The following is a 24,863-nucleotide window of genomic DNA, read 5'->3' as shown; positions in this document are numbered from 1 at the left end:
ACAGTTTCTCAATTAATGATCTCAGGAGAGAGAACTAAAGAAAAAAGTCACGTGATCCGAGAGAAGGAGGTATGAGCAAGAAATCGATACCTCCGAAAAATTGGCGTGAAGAGAGACGAATGCAGGCTTGGAAACTGCATAAAAAAGGCTGGAAGCAGAAAGACATTGCCGAGGCACTTGGAGTAACAGAGGATGCAGTCAGCCAGTGGTTTAAGAAGGCCAGAGAGCAGGGAGTAGAAGCTCTCAAACACAAGTCACCTCCAGGAGCAATACCCAAATGGAGCAAGGAGCAGCAAGCCCAATTCCCGGCATTATTAGAACAGGGAGCCGAAGCATTCGGTTTTCGTGGCCAGGTCTGGACAACGGCGCGAGTGGCCCAGATGATCCAACAACAGTTCGGGGTCAAGTATCACCCAGCCCATTGTAGCCTACTGCTACGTCATCTCAAGTAGAGCCAACAAAAACCCATCAAGAAGGCCACACAACGCGATGAAGATGCGATTCGCACGTGGAAAGATCTGCATTTTGATGCATGAAAAAAAAGGTCAAAACGGAAGGATGGACCATGGTTTTCGTCGATGAGTCAGCTTTTTACCTGCTACCAATGGTAGTACGCACCTATTCACCGCGTGGACAGCCCCCTATTTTGCAAGTCCCGTTATCCTATGAGCATCTTTCGGCTATCGGTGGCATCACTCCGGAGGGCAGGATCTTCATGCAAATACAAGACCATTCGTACAAGGGGCCGGATGTCGTGCGCTTCTTACAGTTACTCTTGCGTGAGATACCGGGAAAGATCCTCGTCATCTGGGACGGAGCTTCCATTCATCGCTGTAAGGCCATGAAAAACTTCACGTCGAGAGATGATGCCCAACGCATTCATCTGGAACGCTTGCCTGCTTATGCGCCTGAATTAAATCCACAAGAAGGCGTGTGGAATCTTCTCAAGCGTGTCGAACTGAAAAATGTTTGCGGTCTTAACCTGCAAGATCTCCGCCTGCAATTGCTTCGTGCCAAAGAACGGCTCAGACATCGAAAATCTCCTCTTTCCCAATGTTATGCCCACGCTGGCTACCGACTTTAGTTTTCTCTACGGAGGTCAATAAGGAATCATCACGGTCTTCAAACGCTAGAGCGCATGCAACACTTGTTGGCGTAGCAATGGGAAGCCAGCCCTACCATCTCCCGATCTCTTGAATACCGTTGAGCTTACAGGATTTCTTTCTTTTTTGCAACACAGCCTTTCTTGGCGGCTTTCTCAGATATCGTGGCAAAGATGTCGGAGAATCTGAGTAATGAGGGAAGTGGAGAGCAACAAAAGAACAAGAAATGATGCCGCGCCAAATTATCTGAGAAAGCTCATCCTCTAAACGCGCTTAGCTGCGTGGCACGTTTTCTGAGAAGCCATCAATTTTACCTGATAAATGACAACTACCACTTCCCCAGCGCGGTGAGGTAGCCCGCTACTGGCTATCCTAAAGGGCACATGGTACACGGCTACTCTCCGCTCTGCAGGAGTAGCCGCGTACGCCAGTAGCGGCTATGGCCCAGGAGGAGGAAGGCCGCTTCAACACAACACATCCCAATCTATTTATGCACAGCGTTTTTTGATACGATCACCCTTGTTCCTCCACACCAGACACCTCTGACGCGTACCGGATCCAGCGTACGTGCATGTGCACCACGGGGCGATCGAAAAAACTTGTTTGCCCATCCAGACGAAAGAGTTGGGCAAAGTCCTCTGGCTCCAGGGCAACACGCAGGCGCTCCGCACATGCATCCTGACATCACACTATTTTCATGACGATAAGAATAAAGAATATAAGAATACAAGCACACGGAAAAAGAGAAGGCGAATATCGGCTTTCAAACATGGGGCTCCGCGCGGCGGCAGGAGAGGCAGATGAGGGCGGGACCACACCGAAACGCAGCCACCAAAAGGCAGCAGTGGCACCTCTTTTTGAGCACAAAAGCGCACCTTTCTTTGCCATCGCGATTTGGCAGAAAAAACGCAGGAAGATCACCGATCCGAGCTCCGCGCAGACACAGGAAAAACATGGGAAAAACACAACCAGGGAAACGAGATCTGCCACACCTAGGCCAGCACACAGACCTGGAGAAGAAAAACAGGCTTTCAGTAGCTGCTGGAGCCTGTCACACGCCGAAAAATGCGTTCACCTGTCACAGCAGAGGGGACACGTGAAGCCAGATCATCGAGAAGACAAGGAGACACCCATCAGCGTAGGCTTCCCGAGAGCGTGCCACCACCCGCACCGATCGAGGCTCTGATCTCTTTCTTGCACCATCGTGAAGCTCACTCCATCAAGATTGGCACGCGCTGTCCATCTGCGGACCAGGCGTGCCCCATTGCGCGAAGAGTACGCAGAGCAGCTCCAGCTCCTGGGCGTCATGGACGGCACGCGCGACACCGAGCGCCGCCTTCACCATCAGGCAGGACCATCTCAGGCGCTTTTCCGAGTGGTTCCGGCCAGGGGCAGCGTTAATCCGCCTGTATCGAGCACCATGCGCGCCCTCTCCTCTTCCCCCATCAGAACGCAGGTTACTTCCGGCCCATACCGATGAGAAACAATAGCGTGCCCGCCGCCTGTACGACGCGCACCCCGATGGACTCACAGACATCGAACTCGCAGGCCTGCTCCAGGTCTCACGCATGACCGCCAATCGCTACCGCCATCACCTTCAGGCCGTGAAAGTTCAACCAGGGCGCTACCGCCTGGTTCCCCGTCCCGAGGAGAGAGCCGAAGCCCTCGCTCTCCTCCAGGTCGCCATCTCCACCGCTCTCATTCATCCCCAGACCCTTCTCCACTCCCTCTCACCTGCCAATGCCTGATGATCTCCCTCACCGGTAGCGCAAGGAACGCAACCATTCCCCAAAAATGCCCCAAAACAGGCATGGAACATGCCCATTTTGAGCGTAAACGGCTCCCCTTTTGTGCAATCGTAATTTGGCACAACTTTCTAGGAAAAACACGGGAGCCGCACACGTGGAGGGCAGGAGGAGAGCAGGCGCTGCGTAGAACAACCAGGGGAAAAACATGGGAAAAAGAAAACCACCATCCATCGTCCTGGCGCCTCCCAGACCAACACACGCTCCTTCATCCTGGCAGCGGCAGGGACAAGCCTCGTGAACGATCCTCATTGATGCCAGTGCAGAGAGCTTGCTAGTAAGAGAGCTTGCTAGTAAATAAGGCCAAAGCGTGATATCGCGCTGCGACATGAAAGCGGATGAAAGTAGGCTGCACCTGAGACTTTATCTCAGCATTAGAAGCCTATTTTCGGAGGAATCCGCAACACTTTTGAGGTGAACGTGAAAGAATCAGCGCGAATGGTAGGAATTCGCTATGCAGCATCTAGAGAACCGCTTCTCACCTGAGGCATCAGCGTAAAATGTTGTGAATAACTGAGGAGAGAATGCGTGAACAGCAATGTGGCAGAGGTGGGAAAAAGAGGCATGAGTGTGAAACGAAAAACCTGTTCCATTCGTGAGAGAAGTACGCACCCGGCGACCGCAATGGAAAGGACTCCCAATTCGATGCAAGCACCTGATGCTCCATCCACACAGGAGGAGGACCCTCCACCTGTCAAGACCATCCTCATCATCGAGGACGATCCTGACATTGGTGAGATTCTTGTCCAGTCCTTCAAAGACGAGTTTCCCTGCCAGGCCATTCTTGTTGGTGATGGGTTTGCTGCCCTCAAGATTACGCGCACGCTTCTTCCCAATGTCATTCTTCTCGATTATCTCTTGCCCGGCATGGATGGGCTAGAATGTGTTGAGGCGCTTCGAGCAACCAAAGGGATTGAGCAGACGCCTATTTTGCTGATGAGCGCCAATCTTCCCAAACGAGCCAGAGAGCGCAAAGACCTCATCGTCGTTGAGAAGCCTTTTGAATTAGATCGTTTGCTTCGCTTGGTGCAGGAATTGCTCGCGTAAACGCCCGTAGCCTTTGAGTCTTGCTTCCACGCTTGATTGCTGCTCCAGTGATGTGGGTCTATGCGCAAGAGTGATTTGACAAGAGAAACGTCCTCGGCATTCCGTGAATGCCGAGGACGTTTCTCTTTGAATGATTGCCCCTCGAACCCCAAGTTATGTACAGAATTTTCTGCTGATGCCTCAGATGAGAAGCGGTTTCTCCAGATGCTCCATGCTGAATTCCTACCATTCGCGCTGATTCTTTCACGTTCGCCTCAAAAGTGTTGCGGATTTCGCCTCATTTACTAAGAAGTGCTGGCCGCGCCGGGAGCAACGGTGAACGTGTGGGATCGTTTGGAGCACAAGACCGGCACGCCCGTGTCTCTTCTGCATGTCTCTGGCCCTGGGCCAGGCTCGGCCGCGGCCACACACGATCCAAGAGGGAAGACACCTGGAGCCACCATCAGAGCCTGGTGTATAGCTTTCCGTCATCGTCTCCCCAACCACGTAGTCTCATCGAAGCCGCTCAGAGAAGAGGAGCAACAGAGGCGAAAATGAGACGCCCCTGCTCATGAAAAGCGGAAAAAGGGGGGGATGGTCGAGGTTGAGAGGGAGTGGAAGTGGGCGGAAAGGGAGTAGAAGTAGATGGAAGTGGTGCGAAAGAGATGCTGCTGGACACACAGCCCCAGCCGTACAGCCGCAGAGCTGAACAGATCGGAAACGTCTCCATGGTGTTCATCGGCCAAGCTCGGCTTCACCAGAGAGCCAGTTGCTGGAGATGCCGTTGGCTGGCTGAGAGGCGACGCTCCTCGGCCAACGCTTCCTGCACCATCAGGGCGAAATAGTCCTCCAGCGGCATCGGTTGCCCTTGCAGGTGCTTGATGGGCACCATTTTGAGCATCGTGCTTCCATGCCAGATGGCAAAGGTCCGTTCACTTGCCACGACCTGTAAGGCCATGTACTGGCCCGCGACCTGTTGACCCACATAGTAGGGGACCAGATTCACGTTCACACAGCCATCTGCTCCGACCTTTCGCACAAAGATTTGCCCCTCAAGGGTTCGCAGCCAGGCATCGGGGTCCACCATTTGCGGAAGTGGGGGCAATGGCGGTAGGGTTGGGAAGGCGACCCGTGGGGGAACGTTGCGACAAGCGCGCCCCTGGTGGGGGCGTTCCCAATTGTAATGCTGCATGAAGGTCTCGGTGACCTCTCGAACCTCTTGCAGGGTGCCTGGACACTGGATCTGGAGGCATTCCTGAGCATACGTCCGATGATACCTTTCAACAAAGGCATTTTTGTCTGGGCGATGAGGTGGACAGACGTTGGGGTGGATCCCCAAACAGAGCAACAAGCGGCGGAGGGCCCAGGGCAATCGCATCTAAATAAGCTCAGCAACAATAAAGGAAAGGAAGAGGAGGTGATAAAATAAGCCAAAAAAGCGGGAGGCTATGAGATGGAGGAGAATGGCCGACGAGATCTTGAACGTCTGTTTGCGCAAGTAGAAGACCCTCGGGTGGAGCGAACCAAACTGCATCGATTACGGGATATCATCATCCTGGCGATCTGTGGAGTCTTATGTGGAGCAGAAGGCTGGGTTGAGATCGAGGAATTTGGGAACGCCAAAAAGGCCTTTTTTACGGATTTGCTCGACTTGCCCAATGGGATCCCGTCTCACGATACGTTCGGGCGTGTGTTTGCGCTCATTGATCCCAAACAGTTTGAAGCCAGCTTCATCCGATGGGTGCAAGGGATCAGCCAAACAGTCAACGGAGTGATCGCGATTGATGGCAAAACGCTGCGCCGCTCGCATGATCAGGCAGGAGGCAAAAAAGCGCTGCATCTGGTCAGTGCCTGGGCGGTCGAAAATCGTCTGGTGTTGGCTCAACTCGCGACGGAAGGGAAGTCCAACGAGATTACCGCCATCCCGCTGCTCTTAGAGCAACTGGCGCTCAAAGGCTGCATTGTGACCATTGATGCGATGGGGACGCAAACGAAGATTGCCGAGCGGATTATTGAGCAAGACGGTGACTACGCCCTGGCTCTCAAAGACAATCACGGGAACCTCTTTGACGAGGTGAAAGCGACGTTTGCTCTCGCGGAAAAAGACGGCTTTGCCAGCCCGTACTGGGAGTTGGATCGACAGGTGGAGAAAGGTCACGGTCGATTGGAAATTCGCGAACAGTGGACCCTGAGTGATCCGGAAATCCTGGCGTATCTCGACCCGCAACACCAGTGGAAAGGCTTGCGAGGCATTGGGGTCGTTCGGGCGCAACGGCGCATGGAACAGAAGACCACAAAAGAAACGCGCTACTTCTTGCTCAGTTTTTCGTCAGTCAACACCTTTGCCACTGCGGTCAGAAGCCACTGGGGCATTGAAAACAGCCTGCATTGGGTCCTCGATATCGCCTTTCGGGAAGATGAATCGCGCGTCAGGCTCGGTCATGCCGACGAAAATCTCGCGGTACTCCGCCATATCAGCTTGAATTTGTTGCGTCAGGAACGCTCTTCCCGTGTTGGCATCCATGCCAAACGTCTCAAATCCGGATGGGACAATCAGTATCTTTTGCGCGTTCTGGATGGGGTTAACTAGATGCGATTGCCCTGGCGGAGGGCCGAAGGAAAATCGCGTCCACTGCTGCTTCCGACCCACCTGGGATCGCGGTCAAAGGTCATCATCGGCGGTCGGCCATATGCTCGCAAGAAACCGATCACTGCCTGCATGGCCGTTTGCGCATGGAAATCTTCCCGTGCGTGAGCACCCAGAAGGACTGAGGTCCCCACATCCAGAAAGTGACAGACCTCCACGATATGTTGCCGCTTGCCTTCCTGGCTTTCACTGCTTGGAACAGTACTCACATCCTTAAAATCCATCTGGATCTCTTCGAGAGGCTCCCTTGGCTTCAGAGGCTGCTTCTTGGGCTTGGGGCGCTCCAGAATACAGCCGTGTTTGTGCAACATCTTCCACACGGTGCGAGTCGAGCGCGGCAAGGGCACCTGCAAGGCTTGCAGCTCGGCATCACGCGCTAAGTAGTACAGCAGGGCGCGAGGTCCCGGAACCCGTTTGAGGTTCTCCGGGGGCGAGAGGCGCATCTCGACGATGCGCTCCTCCACGCGTGGGTCCCATGAGGGGTAGGGGGCAGAATGAGCGCGTGAGCGAGACATGAGCACCTGCACATCATGCGCCTCGGCCTCTCGCAAGCGTTTGCGCCATTTCTTCACCCAACTGATTGAACGACCCACCACCTGGGCGTATTGCTGCTGCGTCCAGAGAGGATAGCGGGTCAGGAGGTCTCGCAAGAGAGCGCGATCGCGCATCCATTCTTCTTCCATACTTCCATTCCTCCACCAAAGGTGTGTCGAAACCGTCTTCTCCTGGATTCTACTCCATGCTCCACGCCTTGGTTTCCTCTCCTGGCTGAGATGGACACGAAGTCGCGACCTCGCTCGGGAGACGATGACGGAAAGCTATACACCTGGGCAAGAGAACAGGCCCTGCCTCGCTTCTTCCAGAGAGACCTGGCTCATTCCAAAGGAGCTGGTGGAAGAAGGGCAAAATCGCGATTGCAAGAATATGCGCATGTTCACGCTCACTATAGGGGCGCCACTGCCCTCTTTTCCCTGTCACCCTTTCATTCTTCTCGCCTCTCACTCACCTCACCCCCATCCCCATCCACCCTTCTCTTCTGCACTCCCCCACCAGCACCAGGCGCCCGGCATAGACCACATCCGGAGCACCGCGCATCACCGCCTTGCCATTTCTGACAAGGTGGTGCACGGATCGGCTGCCCACCACAGGCACGTATCATAGGGCTGCAGATCGCCCCCGCATACCGTTCCTCTCTCGGCCCTTGGCTCAAACTCCCCAACGCACTCAGCTGCGGCTACGGCTGCGCTTCCATACGCTCTTCCTTTTCCCACAACAGACGCGCTCTCGCATTCCCGCCTGCTGCCCAGCCCCCAAAAAAAGAGCAAGTCACAAGGACTCACTCTTTCGACTAAAACATGGATCAAACCCGACATAGGTGTGGAGTTTGATCTGTAGTATCAAACACTTCAAAACACTTGTATAGCACATCAGCATCAATCAAGCACCTCCAGCACATCCCTTCCACCAATGCTCATAGAGCCTGACTTCTTCAACCTCTCCCCTCTTGAAACGTGCTCATTCATGCACGAGAGTCTCTTTATGCAGAGCACATGCCATAGATGCCCTTCCTTGTAGCGCAAAAGAGAGAGAGGCACACCGTGAGTGAAAGGAGAGCCAAACCTTGCCGAGAGAGAGGGAACCCACAGAACAGGAACGCGCCGGGCTGTGTTGCAAAGATTTACGAGGGAAGACGATGGGCGTGAGTCTCATTTCTTGTTGCGCTTAGGCAACCAGTCCAAACAGGCTGGCAATGAAGGAAATCTGTCCAGGAATGTTCCCTTTTTCTACCCCATGCATCTGTCCCTTGCGAATCATATGCATCCTCTCGTATCCCTGTAAGGTATGCCATGCCGTTTCAAAAGACAAGAAGCCCAATCCCGGTTTCACCAGCCGTTTGATGAACCGGTGATCTTGTTCAATCAGGTTGTTGAGATACTTGCTCTGCCGCAGTTCACAAGGACCTGCAAGGGTAGTGTTGCAAAAAATTTAAAACTCAGCAAATTGAAGCGCACTCGAACATCTCTCACCAGGAAAAGATGCAGAACACGCACCTTTTCTCGGCGGCAATGATTCTTGTGCCGTCATTGCCCGCTCCATTTTCTCAGCTCAAATTTTTTTGCAACACTACCTGACAGGTTGCTATTTCAGCTGAGCGGAAGGGCCGCTAGATGGATAAACGATGGATGAGCTGTCGCCAGGATAGACGATGGATGAGCTGTCGCCAGGATAGGCGATGGATGGGCTGTCGCCAGGATAGGCGATGGATGGGCTGTCGCCAGGATAGACGATGATAGGAGCGAGTCCGCCCAGGATAGGTCATATTGAGGAGGCCAGCGCCATGCGGGTAGGCGACCTGGGGGGTCGAGTTCTGCGGAACGGCAGCGGGGGAGCTAGCACCATGCGAGGAGGCGACCTGGGGGGTCGAGTTCTGCGGAACGGCAGCAGGGGAGCTAGCGCCATCCGAGGAGGCGACCTGGGGGGTCGAGTTATGCGGAACGGCAGCGGGGGAACTAGCACCATGTGGATAGCCGATAGATGGATGGAACGAGGGTGCATAGTGCGTTGCCGTTTGCTGGGTGATAGCGAGGGAGTGGGCAAGCAGGATCATGCTGGCCAGGAGAGCAACGATGAGGAGCATTCCCTGCAGTTGCCTATGATGTTGACGAGCAAACATGATGGTTCGCCGCATGTACAGCTGCCTACGATGTTGACGAGCAAACATAATGGTTCGTCGTATGTAATGTAAAAGATAGGACATATCTGCTCCTTTCGTGTGGTCGTGTGAGGGAACATGAAACGGGACGCATAGTGCTATCCCGGAGAAGTTTAGATAACCTCTATATTTCAATTATAGGGGGACATACTTCCCCCTAATTGGGTATGTACTTGAACGCGCTGAACCACGGATTGCGCAACGAGATTGCAGCAGCATACAGTTGGTAGAGTGCGAAACGGCTTCAGAAGCCCTCTTGGCCACAGCATTTGCTTGTTGACAAGAGGGGGGAATGTCACTTCTTCACAGAAAGCATAACAGCAATGAAGGACGTTCGAGAGCCACTTCAGTCATAGATATATCTCGTTGTGTGCAGCTTTCTGTCATCGCCTCCCCAGGCGGGGTCCCCTCCTCAAAACGGCTGAGATTGGCGAGAGAAAAGCTGAGAGAAGAGAGCACAATCAGAGGGGGTGGAAGCAGAAGGAGTTAAGGAACAGATGCCTCTTTCGCACTATCAGCAGATCCCTCGGTTGTGTTGCAAGAAGGAAGCTGATCTGCTAAAGTGAAGCGAAAAAAGCAAATGAGGACCCCATGACCGAGCAGAATCCGTTCACATGGCGTCATTTCCAGGCCGAGATTATTCTCCTGTGCGTGCGCTGGTACTTACGATACTCGCTCAGCTATCGCGATCTGGAAGAGATGATGGTCGAACGCAGACGCTGCGTCGATCACACCACCATCTATCGCTGGGTGCAGCGCTATGCCCCGGAGCTGGAAAAGCGTTGTCGGCCTCATCTGAAAGCGTGCAATGACTCCTGGAGAGTGGATGAAACGTACATCAAAGTGAAGAAAATCTGGATGTATCTGTACCGGGCGGTGGATTCTGGGGGGAACACGCTCGAGTTTCTTTTGAGTCCAACCCGCGATGCCAAGGCGGCCAAACGCGTCTTTCTCAAAGCGCTGCATGCCACTACGGATTCACCACCTCAAACACTTCCGCGTAAGGAGCGCATAGCTTCGGCTGACTCCATCACCACGTCAGTTCCTCGTGTCATCAACGTCGATAAAAACGCGGCATATCCTAAGGCCATTGTCGACCTGAAAGCCGCTGGAGTCCTGCCTGGACACGTGGAATTGAGGCAGGTGAAATACCTCAACAATCTCATCGAACAGGACCATCGGTTCATCAAACGCTTGACGAAACCTGGAATGGGCTTTCTCTCGTTCGAGACAGCGTGGCGAACCTTACGAGGATACGAAATGATGCATATGCTGAGGAAAGGACAATGCCAAGGCGTGGGAAAAGGGGATGTGGGAGGGCAAGTCGCACTGATCGCCAAACTCTTTGGAGCGGTGGCCTAAGAACAGTGAAGAGGGTCGCTCACGTTCAAATTTTTTTCTTCCTCGTTTTTGCAACACTACCAGATTGAGTGAGAGAGGCAAACCAGAGAAACGATCCCCACCTCAGCGTTCTCCGTCTCCTCTAGAAACTGGAAGATTGCATATGTTGTTTGCCAACATATGTAGGAGTGCTCCTATGTGACATCAGTGAAATGGTAGAGGCCATCAGGCATGCCTACACATCCTCCATGTCTGTTTCCTTCCAAGGAAGAACCCCATAGAGCGAATGTCTATGGGGTCCTTTACATAAGGTTGGACTTATCGTGGGTTGTGTATTCCATTATAATACGATTGCTAACAGAAATACATGTATCCTAGGCACACAGCAAAAAAGACATCTCTACGATGATGGGTCTTTGTGCTGGCTACTTGGGACATCTGTTCGGGAAATCAGCCTGTTATGGACAATGGAATGAGCTTTCTTGCCAAGCACGTGAGATGCGTGTACAATCAACACTGCCCATTCTGTGTATGCACTCCAACCATATGCCATTTTTACAAAGAAGAGGTTCTATTTGTGTGGTGGGTATTTTCCTCGGTCAAGCGATGCCTGTCTTTCAACTTCCAAACATTTCTCGAACGCGTTCTCTGTTGGGTCAAACCATCGGCAACCTCCCTTGTGCCCGGTACGCTTGCCGATCTGACTAAAGGGAAATTGGAACTGCTGGCGGAAAATGCGCTCTTACGGCAGCAACTGATCATTCTCCGTCGACAGGTCAAGCGACCGACCTATCGGAAGACGGATCGGCTTCTTTTCGTGCTCCTTGCCAGGATGGTCCGAACCTGGAAACAGGCGCTTTTCCTTGTCCAGCCAGAGACGCTCCTGCGCTGGCATCGTGAACTCTTCCGTCTGTTCTGGAAGCGCAAAACGAAGGCATGCGCGAGAACGTCGAAGCTCTCACCTGAGACGATCTGCTTGATCAAGGAAATGGCAGCGAAGAATCGACTTTGGGGAGCGGAGCGTATTCGGGGAGAACTGCTCAAGTTGGATATTCGCGTGAGCAAACGAACCATCCAGAAATATATGAGGCCCATTCGCCGGAGACGACCGAATGGGCAGAGTTGGAAAACGTTCTTGCGCAATCACGCGGCAGGCGTGTGGGCCTGTGATTTCTTACAGGTGACTGATCTCTTCTTCCGCCCACTTTTTGCTTTTTTCATCATCGAACTCCAGTCGCGCCAGGTGATCCATGTGAACGTGACGCGATCGCCGACCGATCCCTGGGTCGCGCAACAACTGCGCGAAGCGACTCCGTATGGGCAAACACCCAAGTATCTGATCAGGGATAATGATCGCAAATTCGGGCCGAATTTTGCTCGCGTGGCCGCAACGAGTGGGATCAAGGTGCTTCGCACACCATACCGAACGCCGCGTGCCAATGCTGTGTGTGAACGCTTTCTGGGAAGTGTGAGGCGAGAATGCTTGGATCATTCCCTGATCTTCCATGAGAAGCAACTCCATCGGCTCCTCAATGCCTATACGGTCTACTTCAACCAGGCTCGACCCCATCAAGGGCTGGGGCAACGCATTCCGGTGCCATCGGTTCCGTCTGCTTCTCTTCTGAAGCCCCCAAGCCGGGTGATCGCCATTCCCATGTTGGGTGGGTTACACCATGACTACCGGAGGGCCGCCTAAATAGCCAAAAGCCAGAGAAAAGAGAAGATGTACGAATGTGTTTCTGTGCAGTCTGACCCTTTGCTTCATTGAGCAAAGAGAACACGTCCTCTTGCCTCATCGCAGAGGTCTGGCGTGCTGACGATGGAGTGTATCCACTTGAGATAAACCCTTTCCGTGCTTTTTCTGCCTCTCGTTTCTTGGCATGAGTCAGAGATTTTGGAACGGATATGCTAAATAGCCAGCACACTGGATCGGCGCATCGGCAAGGAAGAGACGCTAAGGCTCGAGGTGGCTGCCTGGGAAGCGGAACGCAATGCACAGCAGGTCAAAGTCAACTGGCGCTTTACCACCCAGGACGCGCGGATCAAGCTCAAACGGCTCTATCCTGTTCTTGAGGCGGAGTTGGAGGAGACAGCCTCTATGTAGCTCTTGGAAATGCCTGCCTACGATTTCGCGCAAAGAAATGGAGAGGAGATCGGCATCAGACAGGGAAATGGCGGGCGAGCCGCCACCTCCCCATCTGATGAGCATTGCTTCTCTTGTCACCCCTGGGTGTAGGTAATCACCGGGCGGATCTCAACTGAGCCGAACATCGCATAGGGAATTTTCGCTGCCCACCCAACCGCTTCATCGAGGTTCTTGCAGTCGAGCAGAAAGTATCCGCCCAATTGCTCAGGCGTTTCGGCAAATGGACCATCGGTGGTCACCGTCTCGCCATTACGGACACGCACTGTCGTCGCGTCGGTGACCGGGGAAAGTCCATCATTCGAAAGATACACCTGGGCCGCTTTCATTTCCGCTACCAGATCAAACCAGCCTTGCATTGCGGCTCGCGCTTCTTCAGGGGTATAGTTTGGCGGTTGAGACGTGTTTCCGTAAAGCAGTAGCATGTACTTCATAATTTCTCCTTTTCCTCAAACCTGGACGTTCATGGCCCCGGTTTCGATCTTGATTGACCAGATTGCCCACTCGATCTTCCACGCGCGAGCTGGTCTCCCGATGTCATCGGGGAATTGCTCTGGTTACTCCTTTGACGGAAGACGAGGAAGAAAGGTGACCGACGCCAGATTCTACAATGGTCATCGCCACTTCGATCGAGCTGGTATCGCTCACTCGCGTTCCATGGGAGCCTATTTCCCGGTCACATTGCGTGAATTTCTTCCGTCACTTTATTGACGGAACACACCAAAGAAGTGTGACCGATGAGCGAAAGGGAAGAAGAGGAATGGACAAACACGACTGGCTGGCCACACAATTTGAGGCAGAGCGTCCCCGCCTGCGGGTGGTGGCCTACCGTATGCTTGGCTCACTCTCCGAAGCAGAGGACGCTGTGCAAGAGGGTTGGCTCCACCTCAGCCGTTCCGACACGACTGGGATCGGGAATCTGGGCGGATGGTTGACCACTGTGGTTGCGCGGATCTGCCTAGATATGCTGCGCTCGCGCAAATCGCGCCGTGAGGAGCCCGTAGGATTGGTTGTGCCAGAATCTGGCAGAGAAGGTCAGGACAGGATCGACCCTGAGCAAGAAGCGCTGCTGGCTGACTCGGTCAGCCAGGCGCTGCTGATCGTCCTGGACACACTTTCGCCCGCCGAGCGCTTGGCTTTCGTGCTGCACGATCTCTTTGACGTGCCTTTCAACGAGATTGCCCCTATCGTCGGGCGCTCAGAGACCGCGGCAAGGAAGCTGGCGAGCCGTGCACGCAGCCGAATGCGGGAGACCGGGAGAGGAAAAGAAGCGGATGATCCAGGAAGCCGAGCAGTGGTCGAAGCCTTCCTCAAGGCTTCGCGCGAGGGGGACTTCTACGCGCTGCTCGCGCTGCTGGATCCGGATGTGGTCCTGCGGGCCGACCATGCCGCCGTGTCCGGGGGCGCGCCAGGCGAAGTTCGCGGTGCAAGAGCCGTGGCCCGGCAGTTCTCCGGGCGCGTCAGGGGAGTACAACCAGCGCTGGTGAACGAAGCCGTGGGAGCTGTGGCCCGGCGTGGGCAACATGTCCTCGTCTTCCAGCTCACGATCACGAGCGGCAAGATCGTCGAGATCACTATGGTCGCCGACCCCGAGCACCTTCGCCATCTCGATCTCGTGCTCCTGGACTCAGGCATCGAGCGTGCTCCCTAGACTGCTGAAAGGGCGAGAATCTGGCGTGCGTCTCAATTTGGGTGAGTGATGAAAGCTCTCGCTTACCCAGGTTCGACATCTGTTCACTCCGGCTCTGCGCCGAGGTGACGTGAAACCACGCTGGGAAGGAGAAGCCATCGTGTTAGCGTTAGCACGATGGCTTTGAACGTTGGCTTTTGAACTTGTTAAATTTTGGTGGTCAGACCACTAGTCTACCACCACTATCCTGACATCTTCTGTCAGGATGCGTTCGTCTTCTGTGACAGTTTGAGGTAGTTGAAGCAGTACGTTACGCAGCGTTGACACAGAATTTACTGAAGTCGTAGAGAGGATAAGAGTAAAAAATGGGTTTGTCTTAAATACAGTAATACACTTTTCAGAGGCAAACTTTGAATGTATCAACTGAGAGCAAGATGCGCATGAGAAAAAAGCGTCTCCCAATTGTTGGCTCGAAGCAGGTGCCAAAATGCAACCTCACCTGTTCCGGGCCAGATGCTTGGCTCATAAGGATACCAACCAGAGAGCAAGCGAAGCCGGAATCCCTCAAAATCAGGGATGCTACCGTAACCCTCAAAGAATGGGAGCCACCAGGAAGATGTAGCTGGGAAGCGTTGTGCTAAACGTGTGCAGAAACTGACAAGATCAGCACCTGTATCACCTGCAGAAGCTACCTCCATGTCTAAGAGAGCTGAGACCTGCCAATGACCGTTCTGACGAATCATAAACATTTGATCTGGACCACAATCTCCATGTGTAAAATGTGGTGGAACATATGCTGATGTCAAAATCTCTGGTATCTGTTGCACTTGACGTTCTATTTGTTGAAGTAATTGTGCTGAACACCCCTGAAGTTTTGCTTCTACCCATGCATTGGTCTGCTTCTGGAGCTGCTCAACCGTCCAGATAGGATGCTGCCAGCTCTCCGGGTCAGGAGGTGCCGTTGGCCCTTCCCCAAGAAGATAGCCTGCATACGCAAATGGAATGCTATGCATACGCCGGAGGTAATCTCCAACAGCAGAGAGCATCTCTTTGATGTCTTGTCCCTGGTCCAATAACGTGGTCAGGTTCGTTCCAGGAACCCGACGAGTGAGTAGAAACGAACGTCCTAGAGGATTCTCCTGGTTCTGACAAGCCAGCACGACTTCAGGGCTTGCCAATCCATATGACGCCAAGGTTGACCACGCGCTCGCCTCGTGCGCAACAGAATAGCCTGTTTCCGCGTCTTCAGGAGGATACCAGTCTTTGGTATGGATCTTGAGAAAAAGCGTTTGATCCTGGCAGTCAAGCTGATACACATGATTGTAGGCTCTGATGAACGTGACCCGAACTGGCCCATCCAGTTGAATCATGCGAAGAAGGCTTTGGGCCTGCTCTTGAGAGAGCATATGAGTAACTTACATGAAATTCCCCCTTTGTAAGGAAGCATACGCTTTTTTTAGGGGAAAATTCAATTCACTGCTTTCCTCTCTTTCACCCATTGGGATCTATCCTGAATCAAGAAACCAATCTATGTAATGATCACAGCGATGTTGCGTCTTTCTTCTTGCACGCTTTATGGTTCATACTTTTGGTTAATTGTCCAGGCTATCAAGGGAGATTTTATCCGTCCACGTTATTGGTATTGATGAGCCCAAATATTCTTTCATCAACGAACTGGTTGTTCGCATATTGACTATCGCGGAGGCGTCCCTCTTCCTGAAAGCCGAGCTTTTCGAGCAGGCGTGTGGAGGCGAGATGGGGATACGCAACCTGAGCTTCAATGCGATGCAAATGGATGTGTTCGAAGCCAAACTGAATAATCGCGGTCAAGGCCTCTGTCATGATCCCTTTATTCCAGTAGTGTTTTGAGAGAATATAGCTCAGGGCTGCACTTCGATTATCGGCATCCCATGAATATCCACAGTTGCCGATGACCCTGTTCTCTCCCTTCAATATGATGCCCCAGCGTAGTGCTTCATGTTGAGCAAAGCGCCTTCGATGACGTTCAATACTCTTTTCCGCTTGTTCTAGCTGTGTCATCGGGGCTGGATCGTAGTAGCGCATAGTCTCTTCATCGGACAGAAGAGGAAGGAATCCTGTGCATCCGTTGCTGCGAGTTGCCGTAAGATCAGGCGTTCTGTTTCTAAGGTCGGAAAGGTGTGCAGGTGGATATTTAAGCCCATGATGATTGTACTATCCTCAAGTGTATTTTTCGATAGAAACATGCGAATATTATATACTGTCCTTTTGATTTATTAAAGAGGGTCTATGTGCACACCAGGGCTTTCCAATTCTAATAAACCACACATTGTCCAGTAAGAACGAGATCAAGAGCTTGATCAATATGGGCATCAAAGTAGCGCATCTGGCGAGCGACATTGCGGACCCCCACGCGATCCATGAGACTCAAGACGGTGCTATTGAGCTGGGCCAGCAGACTGGGAACCACTCCTGTACGCGTTTGACAACCATCTTCGCCTAAGGTCACATCACGTCGATGATGGAGGCAATTTTCAACGGCCCAATGGGCTCTGATAAGTTCAAGCATGCATGTGGGAGGCGCTTGGTATATCGAGAGACTGCTCAACCCATAGACCACCTCGTGACGGATCTTTCCCGACTTGAGAATGCGCGTGGTTCTTTCCAGCCGAAAGACTTGCTCGATGCCCTCCCAATCTTTGCTAAACCAGTCGTTAAGATCAGGGCTACAAAGAATTTGGCGATGTTCCAAGCGCCCATGCCCTTTGTTCCAGGTTTCTGCCTGCTTCCAGCGCCGTCGATCAGGAGAAGGATCCTCAAAGAAGGCAACAATATCCTCTCGCAGCGTTGGCTGATTGTCCTTGGCAATCAAGATGTAGTCTCCACTCAAACGAAGGACCTGCGCGCACAGTTGCCGTTGAGTATGCATAGCATCAAGGGTGAGAATGCGCCCACGCACCCATGAAGGTGCAAATAAGGGCTTGAGGGCACTGATCTCATTTTCCTTGTCTTGCACATTGCAATGCCAAAGCACGGTGCCAGTCTGCACCTCATAGCAACTGAGTTGATGAACCGGGTGAGCCTCTTTGCTTGTGGCCCGCAGGGCTTTGCCATCAACAGCGACCTGAGCATGTTTGGCTTGGATGCCTGGCGTCAGCAGGCGACTGGGTTCCTCTCCACACCGGGCCTGGGCTTCCCAACGGGTGAAAAAGGCAGAAAGAAGCTCATCGAGATGCTTGCTGTCTACTCTGGCAAGGACATTGCAATAGGTCATCTGGCATGGCATCTGCTGGCGGGAGAGCCCAAAGCGCTGTGCTAAAGGCACTCGATGATGACGAACCCACTCGGTTGCTGCACTCAGGGTCTTTTGCCCTGCTAGTTTGGCAAGCACAAGCAGAGAAAGAACCAAGGCCAATTCGTATCGTTTTCCTTGTTTTCGTCTCGTATCTGAGAGGGCTCGCAAGCTCTGGTACAACGAATTGACGGGAAGCGTTTCTGGGTCGTGTTCGGCTCGTTTTGCGAGCATGAATGTGGTATAGTCCATGCAGAGTTTTCCTTGAGATGTGATTTGGTTTTGTATTCTACAAGGAAAACTCTTCTTTTTCACCTCCTTTGTGAGAATTGGAAAGCCCTGATGTGCACACAGAAGATTTTGTTCGTGAGGTTCGATGAGCCAGGCAGGTATTGTCAACTTAAAAATTTTTGTTGATGAGCTTTCACCACGTCGATGCCACATCAGCCAGAATTCTCTAGCAACTAAGGCAAGAAAAAGGGCGCAATCCCCACTTTGAGGTCTGTTTCTCTTCTATAAGCTCTACAATTTCCATGAAGTTGGCAATACCACCTCCATAGAGGCCAATCGCCAGACCATGCTCATGCGGAGGGAAGGCGCGGATGATGATCGCGAGCGTGCCGGGCGTCATAATCGCTGCGCCAATACCTTGGATGATGCGAAAGACAATCAAGGCTTCAATCGTCGATGCCAGGCCACAGGCCAGAGAGGCTCCACTGAAAATCATCAGCCCTGCCAAATAGACCGCTCGCTGTTCCCACAGATCGCCGAGGCGACCGATCCCCATCAGCAGCACGCCAATCATGAGCACATAGCCGGAAATGGTCCAGGAGACCGTGCTCAGCGGGGTATGAAAATCCTGCCCAATGGTCGGCAGGGCAATATTGACAATAAAGAGATCGATATAGAGCATCAGCAGCCCAAAACAGGCGGCGAACAAGGCCAGCCATTTGGATGGGGGTCGTTGTTTCATGGACTTCTCCAGATGATTTTCTCTGACGTGCGCTGATCCAACTCGCTTGCATCAGCCGGTTGAGCGCCGGCGGCTCTGCGGTCAGGGTCGTTTTGTGTATGAGAAAGGCATGGGCCCATCTCTGTGAGGTTCAAACCAGGATGGCGATGACCTGGCGCTCGCCCATTGCTGTGTAGCGCCAGCAATGGGCCTGTCGGTGTCTTTTTGATGGGAAGATTGCACGTACCGTCAAAAAGACACCGACAGGCCTACTGGAACCCTATCCAGCGGTCGCGTAGCCTCCGTCCCACCATCTGGTGACGAGCGCGGCGTACTCGTCGGCGCTGTCTTCCCAGGTGTAGTGCCCAACGTCGATACTGTCGAGCTTGCTCTTGGGCAGCCGAGCGTGGAGAAACTCACCGTTGGCCAATGGCACCACATGGTCGCGGGTGCCGCTGATGATCTGCACCGGCGTCTGTATTTGCGGGAGCAGATCGCGCAGGATCGGCAGATCTATCGGGTAGGTGCGCACGTAACGCATCGACTCGACGAGGCGGTCGTTTTCGTAGGCGGAGAGGTAGTCCTCACGCACCGCGTCGGGAAGAGTGTACCGCTCGATGCGACTGAGAGCCGTGGTGACGGCCTGCCTCGGGTCTATGCTGCGGTACCTCTCGAGGTCGGGTGCCTCGACCCAGTCCTTCAGCACGCTCCCCAACTGGAGCGGAAATGCCGCGCCTCCGCTGCCGACGACGAGACTACGCAAACGCCCTGGATACAAGGCTGCAGCGAAGAGCAACGCCGAAGTGCCAATGTCGGGACCGACCGCGTGTGGCTGCTCGAGCCCGAACGCATCGGCGAGACGAAGTACGAATCCCCCCATTGCACGCGGCGACAGCAGCGCGTCGCGACGCTCCGAATGACCGAACCCCGGCAAGTCGACTGCTACCAGATGGGTGTGTTCGGCGAGCTGCTCCCATATCGGCTCGAATGCAAAGACGCTCTCCGGCCATGGACAGAGCAAGAGAGCGTGCTGGTCCCGCTCCTCGCTCTCCGCGAAGCGGATCGACAACCCGTCGATGGTGCAAAACTTCGTCTGGATGGATGTGTTCAACGAACGTGTCATGGCGGTTCTCCTATACTAGTTCAGAGGATGTTCAATGTTACTACTTCTCTTGTACGTCGTATCTGGTCGTCAAAATGACGCTTAAGGGCCATTAGCTCAGGAGTAAATGCACGCGTAGCCTCCCGTGGGGACAGGTGATCTGAGAACGACATGATTTCCCCTTCTTTCTTTCTCGCTAACTATGAGCACGTGCAGCACGTGCAATACTTTCGGCAAATTTAGGCGTCTCGCGAGCATTGTGATCACTGGTGGCCACTTGTCGGTCATGGGCAGCCTGCTCAAATGTGATGTGACGCTCGTTGAGAAACTCGAGAAACTCACTACAGTGGCACTTCTAGCCGGCGTCATTTTCCCCGGAGTTTTCCCTGGAAAGATCCCTGGATCAGAACAAAGGGCGAATGAGAGTCATTTTCCCGAGAATATTCCCCCGCAGCCTCGATTACGCCAGCAGTCCTCCATCGATTGTCAGCGATGTACCAGTGATGTAGGACGCCGCTGGACTGGCGAGAAAGACGATGGCTGCCGCGATCTCCTCGGGCCGACCGTAGCGACCAAGGGCGATGGTTGGTATCACACTGCGTGAGAAAGGACCATCAGCCGGGTTCATATCAGTGTCGATCGCACCAGGTTGCACCACATTGACGATAATTCCTCGTGGCCCGAGATCCCGCGCCCACCCTTGGTATACCCAGAAGAGCCGCCTTCGTCGCACTATAGTCAGCCAGGCCAGGGGTTCCCACCCGCGAGGCGAACCAGGAACCGACCGAGATAATGCGTCCCCCTTCGCTCATGACCTGTGACGCCGCGCGCACCGCCGTTGCCACTCCAGCCAGATTCACCGCCATCAATCGAGCAAAGCTCGCCTCATCTCTCTCTGGATCGTTTACACTCCCAAATAAGAGTATCCCAGCGTTATTGACCAGAATATCAAGGTCCCAAATTGCTCGACCACCTGCTCAATCAAGGCAGTGGCCTGAACCGAATCAGCCTGATCTGCTCGAAAGGCGAGTGTACGTCCCCCCTGCTCTCTGATCTCACTGGCAACGACCTCTGCCTTCGTGGCCGACTTCGTATCGGTATAGCTGATCGCAACATCCGCGCCTGACTCGGCGAGTGCACGCGCCGTTGCTGCCCCGATCCCACGCGATCCACCAGTGACCAGGGCTACTTTCCCGCTCAGTGTCTTTGTCATCATGTTCTTCTGCTCCATTCTGTTCTTTTTTGCTTTTCAAGCTGTCTTTAGGCGAGACGCTGAAAGACGATAGAATGCATACTGGTTCTCAATTTTGAGACCTCATTCGTATTAATCATCGTTCTGTTCCTGCATGTCTCCTTGGGTCTTCCAGTAGTGTAGGACGACGGGCACACTGTGTGCCGCTGTCCCCCTCTCCGCTTAATGCAGGGATCTGAAGCCCGCGCGGACTTCTTCGCAGAAGAGTTCCGGCTGCTCCCAGGCCGCGAAGTGCCCACCCTTGTCAGCTTGGTGGAAGTAGATGAGGTTGTGGTAGGCCTGCTCCGCCCAGCTGCGGGCGCCTGGTAAATCTCGCCTGGAAAGACCGTGATGGCCGCCGGGATGGAGACGTTGACGGCCTTCAAAAAGGGGATCTTACGCTCCTGGTAGTTGGCACGTCCGATCTCCGCGCGACTGGCTCCTCCAAGCTTCACAAGCAACGAGAACTACGGAGCATTGACGCCGTAAGCCCGAAGGGCCTGATCATACAGATTGGTGATGATGCGCGAGATGCGGCGCGTGCGTGTGAGCAGGCAATGGCGAGTGATCTCGCCAACTACACCGGCATCAGCTGTCTCAGTTTCAGTGCTCATCATCCTGGTCTCCATTATAGTGTATATACAACATCCTGTCAGGCCCCTAGCATAGTGTATATACAACATCCTGTCATGGCCTCTGGGGAGAGCTGTGCTGGCTATTTAGCGTATCCGTTCCAAAATCTCTGACTCATGCCAAGAAACGAGGGGCAGAAAAAGCACGGAAAGGGTTTATCTCAAGTGGATACACTCCATCGTCAGCACGCCAGACCTCTGCGATGAGGCAAGAGGACGTGTTCTCTTTGCTCAATGAAGCAAAGGGTCAGACTGCACAGAAACACATTCGTGCATCTTCTCTTTTCTCTGGCTTTTGGCTATTTAGGCGGCCCTCCGGTAGTCATGGTGTAACCCACCCAACATGGGAATGGCGATCACCCGGTTTGGGGGCTTCAGAAGAGAAGCAGACGGAACCGATGGCACCGGAATGCGTTGCCCCAGCCCTTGATGGGGTCGAGCCTGGTTGAAGTAGACCGTATAGGCATTGAGGAGCCGATGGAGTTGCTTCTCATGGAAGATCAGGGAATGATCCAAGCATTCTCGCCTCACACTTCCCAGAAAGCGTTCACACACAGCATTGGCACGCGGCGTTCGGTATGGTGTGCGAAGCACCTTGATCCCACTCGTTGCGGCCACACGAGCAAAATTCGGCCCGAATTTGCGATCATTATCCCTGATCAGATACTTGGGTGTTTGCCCATACGGAGTCGCTTCGCGCAGTTGTTGCGCGACCCAGGGATCGGTCGGCGATCGCGTCACGTTCACATGGATCACCTGGCGCGACTGGAGTTCGATGATGAAAAAAGCAAAAAGTGGGCGGAAGAAGAGATCAGTCACCTGTAAGAAATCACAGGCCCACACGCCTGCCGCGTGATTGCGCAAGAACGTTTTCCAACTCTGCCCATTCGGTCGTCTCCGGCGAACGGGCCTCATATATTTCTGGATGGTTCGTTTGCTCACGCGAATATCCAACTTGAGCAGTTCTCCCCGAATACGCTCCGCTCCCCAAAGTCGATTCTTCGCTGCCATTTCCTTGATCAAGCAGATCGTCTCAGGTGAGAGCTTCGACGTTCTCGCGCATGCCTTCGTTTTGCGCTTCCAGAACAGACGGAAGAGTTCACGATGCCAGCGCAGGAGCGTCTCTGGCTGGACAAGGAAAAGCGCCTGTTTCCAGGTTCGGACCATCCTGGCAAGGAGCACGAAAAGAAGCCGATCCGTCTTCCGATAGGTCGGTCGCTTGACCTGTCGACGGAGAATGATCAGTTGCTGCCGTAAGAGCGCATTTTCCGCCAGCAGTTCCAATTTCCCTTTAGTCAGATCGGCAAGCGTACCGGGCACAAGGGAGGTTGCCGATGGTTTGACCCAACAGAGAACGCGTTCGAGAAATGTTTGGAAGTTGAAAGACAGGCATCGCTTGACCGAGGAAAATACCCACCACACAAATAGAACCTCTTCTTTGTAAAAATGGCATATGGTTGGAGTGCATACACAGAATGGGCAGTGTTGATTGTACACGCATCTCACGTGCTTGGCAAGAAAGCTCATTTCATTGTTCATAACAGGCTGATTTCCCGAACAGATGTCCCAAGTAGCCAGCACAGTCGCCGGAGGGTGCGCGTGCAGCGGCGGGAGATCCTCCAACGTTCTGGCAAAGAGCCAGGGGCGAAAGGACGCGTTGCTACAGATGACCTCTCCCCCTTGCCGTTGCCAGACAAGCGCTTTTCCTGTCCGTGTCGCCCAGACAGAGACAATGCCTGGTGTCGGATCCCAGCCGAAGAGCATCTCATCATGAAGCTGGGCTGGGACACTCCCATCGGGATCGGCAGTCACATGTTCTTCCTTTCTCATCAGAGCCGCACCTCTGAATACCCCGTTTTTCAAGGCTCGCGTGTTGCCTAGTGGGCAGACACCTGTATGATACTACTGAAAGCGGTGAAATTTCACCCTGATTGACAGGAAGAGCGGGATCTCCAGGAAAACAGGGGAGCACATTCGAGAAGGAAGTCGATGGCTGTTACTGAACATCGAAGATCAGCTCCTCCTTCCTAAAGCCCTTCTAAAACGTAAGCCCCTCTGAAACGTCCTTTCTTCCCCCTTTGCTCTTGAAATTCGTATGGTATACTAGTGATAAATATACACGTTTCTCGTTCAGAGCGACACATCAAAACACAGGCATTCAAAAATATGCACCTTCTCATCAAACATCACTGGGACACCACACACAAGACGTGGTCGCCCACACAGTTCACCACCCATGTTGCCAGGCATGGCCGCACGCTTTGCCGCAATGGGAAACCGGATGCAGATCCACAAGGGGACATCTCCTCGCGTGGCTGGTGTCTCTCCCTTCATGGCAAGCCGCAACACATCTCCTGCAAGTCCTGTCTCCACCATCTGGAGAAGACAGCCATTGAAACGACGCTTATCGAACAGGCCAGCGAAGAGAAGACGCGCTGCTCTGTGAGGCGCCCCTCGCTTCTGCCGCACCTGCTCACGCAGATCACCCATGCTCGCTCGCTCCACCAGGCACACTTCTACCTTGCCTGGGCCTGTGCATCAGAGCTCGAGGAAGGCGAAATTGCCATCTATCAACAGCATCAGCTCTTCCTTCCCCATCAATGTCTCCGACTCCTGCTCCTCCTCTATACAGCAAGCGAGCCCTCCCACACCCACCTTCACACTCTCGCGCTGCGCTCCTGCGATAAAAACAGAACGCAGACAAGCATCTCGATACCTCCACAGGAATACAATCCTCTCCCTGCAGGACACGATCGCGCACACGGCGCCTGGCCTACGCCCCTCGTCCCCACTAGAACACAGGTCTCTCATTCCGCTCCGACAGCCGATAGTCGCCCGGGCCTGTCGGAATTACCCACCTCAGTCCATCCTCCTCGTCGTCGTCCGCAACATACCCCGAATCTTTCAGTCCCACCAAATCAAGAGCTGCATCTCATTCTCCCACCTCCACCCACTCACGAAAGACATGCACCTGCAGCTGTTTTCCACACTCATATTTGCAGCCACCTCCCCTTGAAATGCTAGTCAAAAACCTTTACCAACTTTCGCTGGGCTGGTCCAAAATGCTAATCAAAAAGTTTACCACTGGGTCAGGAGAATGTGTCAGTAAAGAGAATAGACCTGGACGTGCCATTTGAACGAGAAAGCAGGCTTTGCCCACGAACTGAGGCTGAGCTTGGGATGAAATGGCACATCCAGGCCGAAGCCAAGAATGTAAATCACTTCACGACATGAAATGATCTACATTCTATCAATATACTCAATGTA

21 protein-coding genes and 4 pseudogenes are annotated in these 24,863 nt (G+C 53.5%); 9 read left to right on the top strand and 16 right to left on the bottom strand.

Features of this window, described 5'->3' with window-relative positions; translation table 11 throughout:
* The first annotated feature begins 119 nt into the window (after window positions 1–119).
* The 3 genes from JMJ16_RS53995 to JMJ16_RS10840 all read left to right on the top strand — a co-directional run bounded on the left by JMJ16_RS53995 (window position 120) and on the right by JMJ16_RS10840 (window position 2,583).
* Window positions 120–452: a helix-turn-helix domain-containing protein gene (locus JMJ16_RS53995; RefSeq protein ID WP_236601389.1), complete on the top strand. Its 333-nt coding sequence runs from the start codon at window positions 120–122 to the stop codon at window positions 450–452.
* Between the two features lie 113 nt (window positions 453–565).
* Window positions 566–1,084: a transposase gene (locus JMJ16_RS53990; protein ID WP_236601388.1), complete on the top strand. Its 519-nt coding sequence runs from the start codon at window positions 566–568 to the stop codon at window positions 1,082–1,084.
* Window positions 1,085–2,367: 1,283 nt separating this feature from the next.
* Complete coding sequence (locus tag JMJ16_RS10840) at window positions 2,368–2,583, top strand: hypothetical protein (protein WP_201381106.1); 216 nt, start codon at window positions 2,368–2,370, stop codon at window positions 2,581–2,583.
* Window positions 2,584–2,665: 82 nt separating this feature from the next.
* Here the strand turns inward: JMJ16_RS10840 and JMJ16_RS10835 are convergent, their stop codons facing one another.
* Window positions 2,666–2,809: a hypothetical protein gene (locus JMJ16_RS10835; RefSeq protein ID WP_201381104.1), complete on the bottom strand. Its 144-nt coding sequence runs from the start codon at window positions 2,807–2,809 to the stop codon at window positions 2,666–2,668.
* Window positions 2,810–3,553: 744 nt separating this feature from the next.
* Here JMJ16_RS10835 and JMJ16_RS10830 point away from each other — a divergent pair.
* Entirely contained in the window at window positions 3,554–3,955 is a 402-nt protein-coding gene (locus JMJ16_RS10830; RefSeq protein ID WP_201381102.1) for a response regulator, read from the top strand.
* A gap of 733 nt (window positions 3,956–4,688) precedes the next feature.
* On the opposite strand, the gene JMJ16_RS10825 is transcribed toward JMJ16_RS10830, so the two are convergent.
* Window positions 4,689–5,312: a transposase gene (locus JMJ16_RS10825; protein ID WP_236601387.1), complete on the bottom strand. Its 624-nt coding sequence runs from the start codon at window positions 5,310–5,312 to the stop codon at window positions 4,689–4,691.
* Window positions 5,313–5,387: 75 nt separating this feature from the next.
* On the opposite strand from JMJ16_RS10825, the gene JMJ16_RS10820 reads away from it, so the two are divergent.
* Window positions 5,388–6,524, top strand: coding sequence for an ISAs1 family transposase (locus JMJ16_RS10820; protein ID WP_201380589.1), 1,137 nt, complete (start codon window positions 5,388–5,390; stop codon window positions 6,522–6,524).
* Here JMJ16_RS10820 and JMJ16_RS10815 read toward each other — a convergent pair.
* The 3 genes and pseudogenes from JMJ16_RS10815 to JMJ16_RS10805 all read right to left on the bottom strand — a co-directional run bounded on the left by JMJ16_RS10815 (window position 6,521) and on the right by JMJ16_RS10805 (window position 9,339).
* Window positions 6,521–7,264, bottom strand: a complete 744-nt coding sequence (locus JMJ16_RS10815; protein WP_236601386.1) for a hypothetical protein — start codon at window positions 7,262–7,264, stop codon at window positions 6,521–6,523. The two genes, JMJ16_RS10820 and JMJ16_RS10815, sit on opposite strands and share 4 nt — an antisense overlap.
* Before the next feature lie 1,039 nt (window positions 7,265–8,303).
* Window positions 8,304–8,534: pseudogene (locus JMJ16_RS10810) on the bottom strand (DDE-type integrase/transposase/recombinase); the annotation flags it as partial.
* A gap of 211 nt (window positions 8,535–8,745) precedes the next feature.
* On the bottom strand, window positions 8,746–9,339 hold the full coding sequence (locus JMJ16_RS10805; protein ID WP_201381100.1) for a hypothetical protein: 594 nt from the start codon (window positions 9,337–9,339) through the stop codon (window positions 8,746–8,748).
* A 546-nt stretch (window positions 9,340–9,885) separates the two neighbouring features.
* On the opposite strand from JMJ16_RS10805, the gene JMJ16_RS10800 reads away from it, so the two are divergent.
* The 3 genes and pseudogenes from JMJ16_RS10800 to JMJ16_RS10790 all read left to right on the top strand — a co-directional run.
* Complete coding sequence (locus tag JMJ16_RS10800) at window positions 9,886–10,656, top strand: IS6 family transposase (RefSeq protein ID WP_201381098.1); 771 nt, start codon at window positions 9,886–9,888, stop codon at window positions 10,654–10,656.
* A gap of 556 nt (window positions 10,657–11,212) precedes the next feature.
* Window positions 11,213–12,331: an integrase core domain-containing protein gene (locus JMJ16_RS10795; protein WP_201381097.1), complete on the top strand. Its 1,119-nt coding sequence runs from the start codon at window positions 11,213–11,215 to the stop codon at window positions 12,329–12,331.
* Window positions 12,332–12,547: 216 nt separating this feature from the next.
* Window positions 12,548–12,739 (top strand): annotated as a pseudogene (locus JMJ16_RS10790) (hypothetical protein); the annotation flags it as partial.
* Between the two features lie 116 nt (window positions 12,740–12,855).
* Here JMJ16_RS10790 and JMJ16_RS10785 read toward each other — a convergent pair.
* Window positions 12,856–13,212: a YciI family protein gene (locus JMJ16_RS10785; protein WP_201381093.1), complete on the bottom strand. Its 357-nt coding sequence runs from the start codon at window positions 13,210–13,212 to the stop codon at window positions 12,856–12,858.
* Window positions 13,213–13,538: 326 nt separating this feature from the next.
* On the opposite strand from JMJ16_RS10785, the gene JMJ16_RS10780 reads away from it, so the two are divergent.
* Window positions 13,539–14,429 carry a sigma-70 family RNA polymerase sigma factor gene (locus JMJ16_RS10780; RefSeq protein WP_236601385.1) on the top strand — a complete coding sequence of 297 codons (891 nt, stop codon included), beginning with the start codon at window positions 13,539–13,541 and terminating at the stop codon, window positions 14,427–14,429.
* Window positions 14,430–14,827: 398 nt separating this feature from the next.
* Here JMJ16_RS10780 and JMJ16_RS10775 read toward each other — a convergent pair whose 3' ends face one another.
* From JMJ16_RS10775 to JMJ16_RS10725, 10 genes and pseudogenes are all read right to left on the bottom strand, one after another.
* The gene (locus JMJ16_RS10775) at window positions 14,828–15,778 is read right to left on the bottom strand and encodes a phosphotransferase family protein (protein ID WP_201381089.1); all 951 of its coding nucleotides are present in this window, start codon (window positions 15,776–15,778) and stop codon (window positions 14,828–14,830) included.
* A gap of 250 nt (window positions 15,779–16,028) precedes the next feature.
* A complete protein-coding gene (locus JMJ16_RS10770) occupies window positions 16,029–16,490 on the bottom strand; it encodes a GNAT family N-acetyltransferase (protein ID WP_255553209.1) in 462 nt (153 codons plus the stop codon).
* A gap of 211 nt (window positions 16,491–16,701) precedes the next feature.
* Entirely contained in the window at window positions 16,702–17,931 is a 1,230-nt protein-coding gene (locus JMJ16_RS10765; protein WP_201377602.1) for an ISAs1 family transposase, read from the bottom strand.
* A gap of 205 nt (window positions 17,932–18,136) precedes the next feature.
* The gene (locus tag JMJ16_RS10760; RefSeq protein WP_201381086.1) at window positions 18,137–18,652 is read right to left on the bottom strand and encodes an MFS transporter; all 516 of its coding nucleotides are present in this window, start codon (window positions 18,650–18,652) and stop codon (window positions 18,137–18,139) included.
* 259 nt (window positions 18,653–18,911) lie between these two features.
* A complete protein-coding gene (locus tag JMJ16_RS10755; RefSeq protein WP_201381084.1) occupies window positions 18,912–19,754 on the bottom strand; it encodes an alpha/beta fold hydrolase in 843 nt (280 codons plus the stop codon).
* A 439-nt stretch (window positions 19,755–20,193) separates the two neighbouring features.
* Window positions 20,194–20,949: pseudogene (locus tag JMJ16_RS53985) on the bottom strand (SDR family NAD(P)-dependent oxidoreductase).
* A gap of 198 nt (window positions 20,950–21,147) precedes the next feature.
* Window positions 21,148–21,344: pseudogene (locus tag JMJ16_RS56910) on the bottom strand (epoxide hydrolase); the annotation flags it as partial.
* 87 nt (window positions 21,345–21,431) lie between these two features.
* The gene (locus JMJ16_RS10735) at window positions 21,432–21,581 is read right to left on the bottom strand and encodes a hypothetical protein (RefSeq protein WP_201381079.1); all 150 of its coding nucleotides are present in this window, start codon (window positions 21,579–21,581) and stop codon (window positions 21,432–21,434) included.
* Between the two features lie 318 nt (window positions 21,582–21,899).
* Window positions 21,900–23,426: an integrase core domain-containing protein gene (locus tag JMJ16_RS10730; protein WP_236601384.1), complete on the bottom strand. Its 1,527-nt coding sequence runs from the start codon at window positions 23,424–23,426 to the stop codon at window positions 21,900–21,902.
* Between the two features lie 300 nt (window positions 23,427–23,726).
* Window positions 23,727–24,086: a hypothetical protein gene (locus tag JMJ16_RS10725; protein ID WP_201381077.1), complete on the bottom strand. Its 360-nt coding sequence runs from the start codon at window positions 24,084–24,086 to the stop codon at window positions 23,727–23,729.
* Window positions 24,087–24,863: the final 777 nt, after the last annotated feature.

It is taken from the genome of Ktedonobacter sp. SOSP1-52 (genome assembly GCF_016587395.1).
Note: the sequence above shows the minus strand (reverse complement) of the source record. Positions and strands in the feature narration are given on the sequence as shown.

Excerpts from the sequence above, each read along its gene's own strand:
- JMJ16_RS10755 (WP_201381084.1), bottom strand. The coding sequence starts at position 19,754 with ATGACACGTTCGTTGAACACATCCATCCAGACGAAGTTTTGCACCATC.
- JMJ16_RS10765 (WP_201377602.1), bottom strand. The coding sequence starts at position 17,931 with ATGGACTATACCACATTCATGCTCGCAAAACGAGCCGAACACGACCCA.
- JMJ16_RS10735 (WP_201381079.1), bottom strand. The coding sequence starts at position 21,581 with ATGATGAGCACTGAAACTGAGACAGCTGATGCCGGTGTAGTTGGCGAG.
- JMJ16_RS10835 (WP_201381104.1), bottom strand. The coding sequence starts at position 2,809 with ATGAATGAGAGCGGTGGAGATGGCGACCTGGAGGAGAGCGAGGGCTTC.
- JMJ16_RS53990 (WP_236601388.1), top strand. The coding sequence starts at position 566 with ATGGTTTTCGTCGATGAGTCAGCTTTTTACCTGCTACCAATGGTAGTA.
- JMJ16_RS10725 (WP_201381077.1), bottom strand. The coding sequence starts at position 24,086 with ATGGGTGATCTGCGTGAGCAGGTGCGGCAGAAGCGAGGGGCGCCTCAC.
- JMJ16_RS53995 (WP_236601389.1), top strand. The coding sequence starts at position 120 with ATGCAGGCTTGGAAACTGCATAAAAAAGGCTGGAAGCAGAAAGACATT.
- JMJ16_RS10730 (WP_236601384.1), bottom strand. The coding sequence starts at position 23,426 with ATGAGAAAGGAAGAACATGTGACTGCCGATCCCGATGGGAGTGTCCCA.
- JMJ16_RS10780 (WP_236601385.1), top strand. The coding sequence starts at position 13,539 with ATGGACAAACACGACTGGCTGGCCACACAATTTGAGGCAGAGCGTCCC.
- JMJ16_RS10830 (WP_201381102.1), top strand. The coding sequence starts at position 3,554 with ATGCAAGCACCTGATGCTCCATCCACACAGGAGGAGGACCCTCCACCT.
- JMJ16_RS10805 (WP_201381100.1), bottom strand. The coding sequence starts at position 9,339 with ATGTCCTATCTTTTACATTACATACGACGAACCATTATGTTTGCTCGT.
- JMJ16_RS10785 (WP_201381093.1), bottom strand. The coding sequence starts at position 13,212 with ATGAAGTACATGCTACTGCTTTACGGAAACACGTCTCAACCGCCAAAC.
- JMJ16_RS10825 (WP_236601387.1), bottom strand. The coding sequence starts at position 5,312 with ATGCGATTGCCCTGGGCCCTCCGCCGCTTGTTGCTCTGTTTGGGGATC.
- JMJ16_RS10800 (WP_201381098.1), top strand. The coding sequence starts at position 9,886 with ATGACCGAGCAGAATCCGTTCACATGGCGTCATTTCCAGGCCGAGATT.
- JMJ16_RS10775 (WP_201381089.1), bottom strand. The coding sequence starts at position 15,778 with ATGATTCAACTGGATGGGCCAGTTCGGGTCACGTTCATCAGAGCCTAC.
- JMJ16_RS10820 (WP_201380589.1), top strand. The coding sequence starts at position 5,388 with ATGGAGGAGAATGGCCGACGAGATCTTGAACGTCTGTTTGCGCAAGTA.
- JMJ16_RS10760 (WP_201381086.1), bottom strand. The coding sequence starts at position 18,652 with ATGAAACAACGACCCCCATCCAAATGGCTGGCCTTGTTCGCCGCCTGT.
- JMJ16_RS10815 (WP_236601386.1), bottom strand. The coding sequence starts at position 7,264 with ATGGAAGAAGAATGGATGCGCGATCGCGCTCTCTTGCGAGACCTCCTG.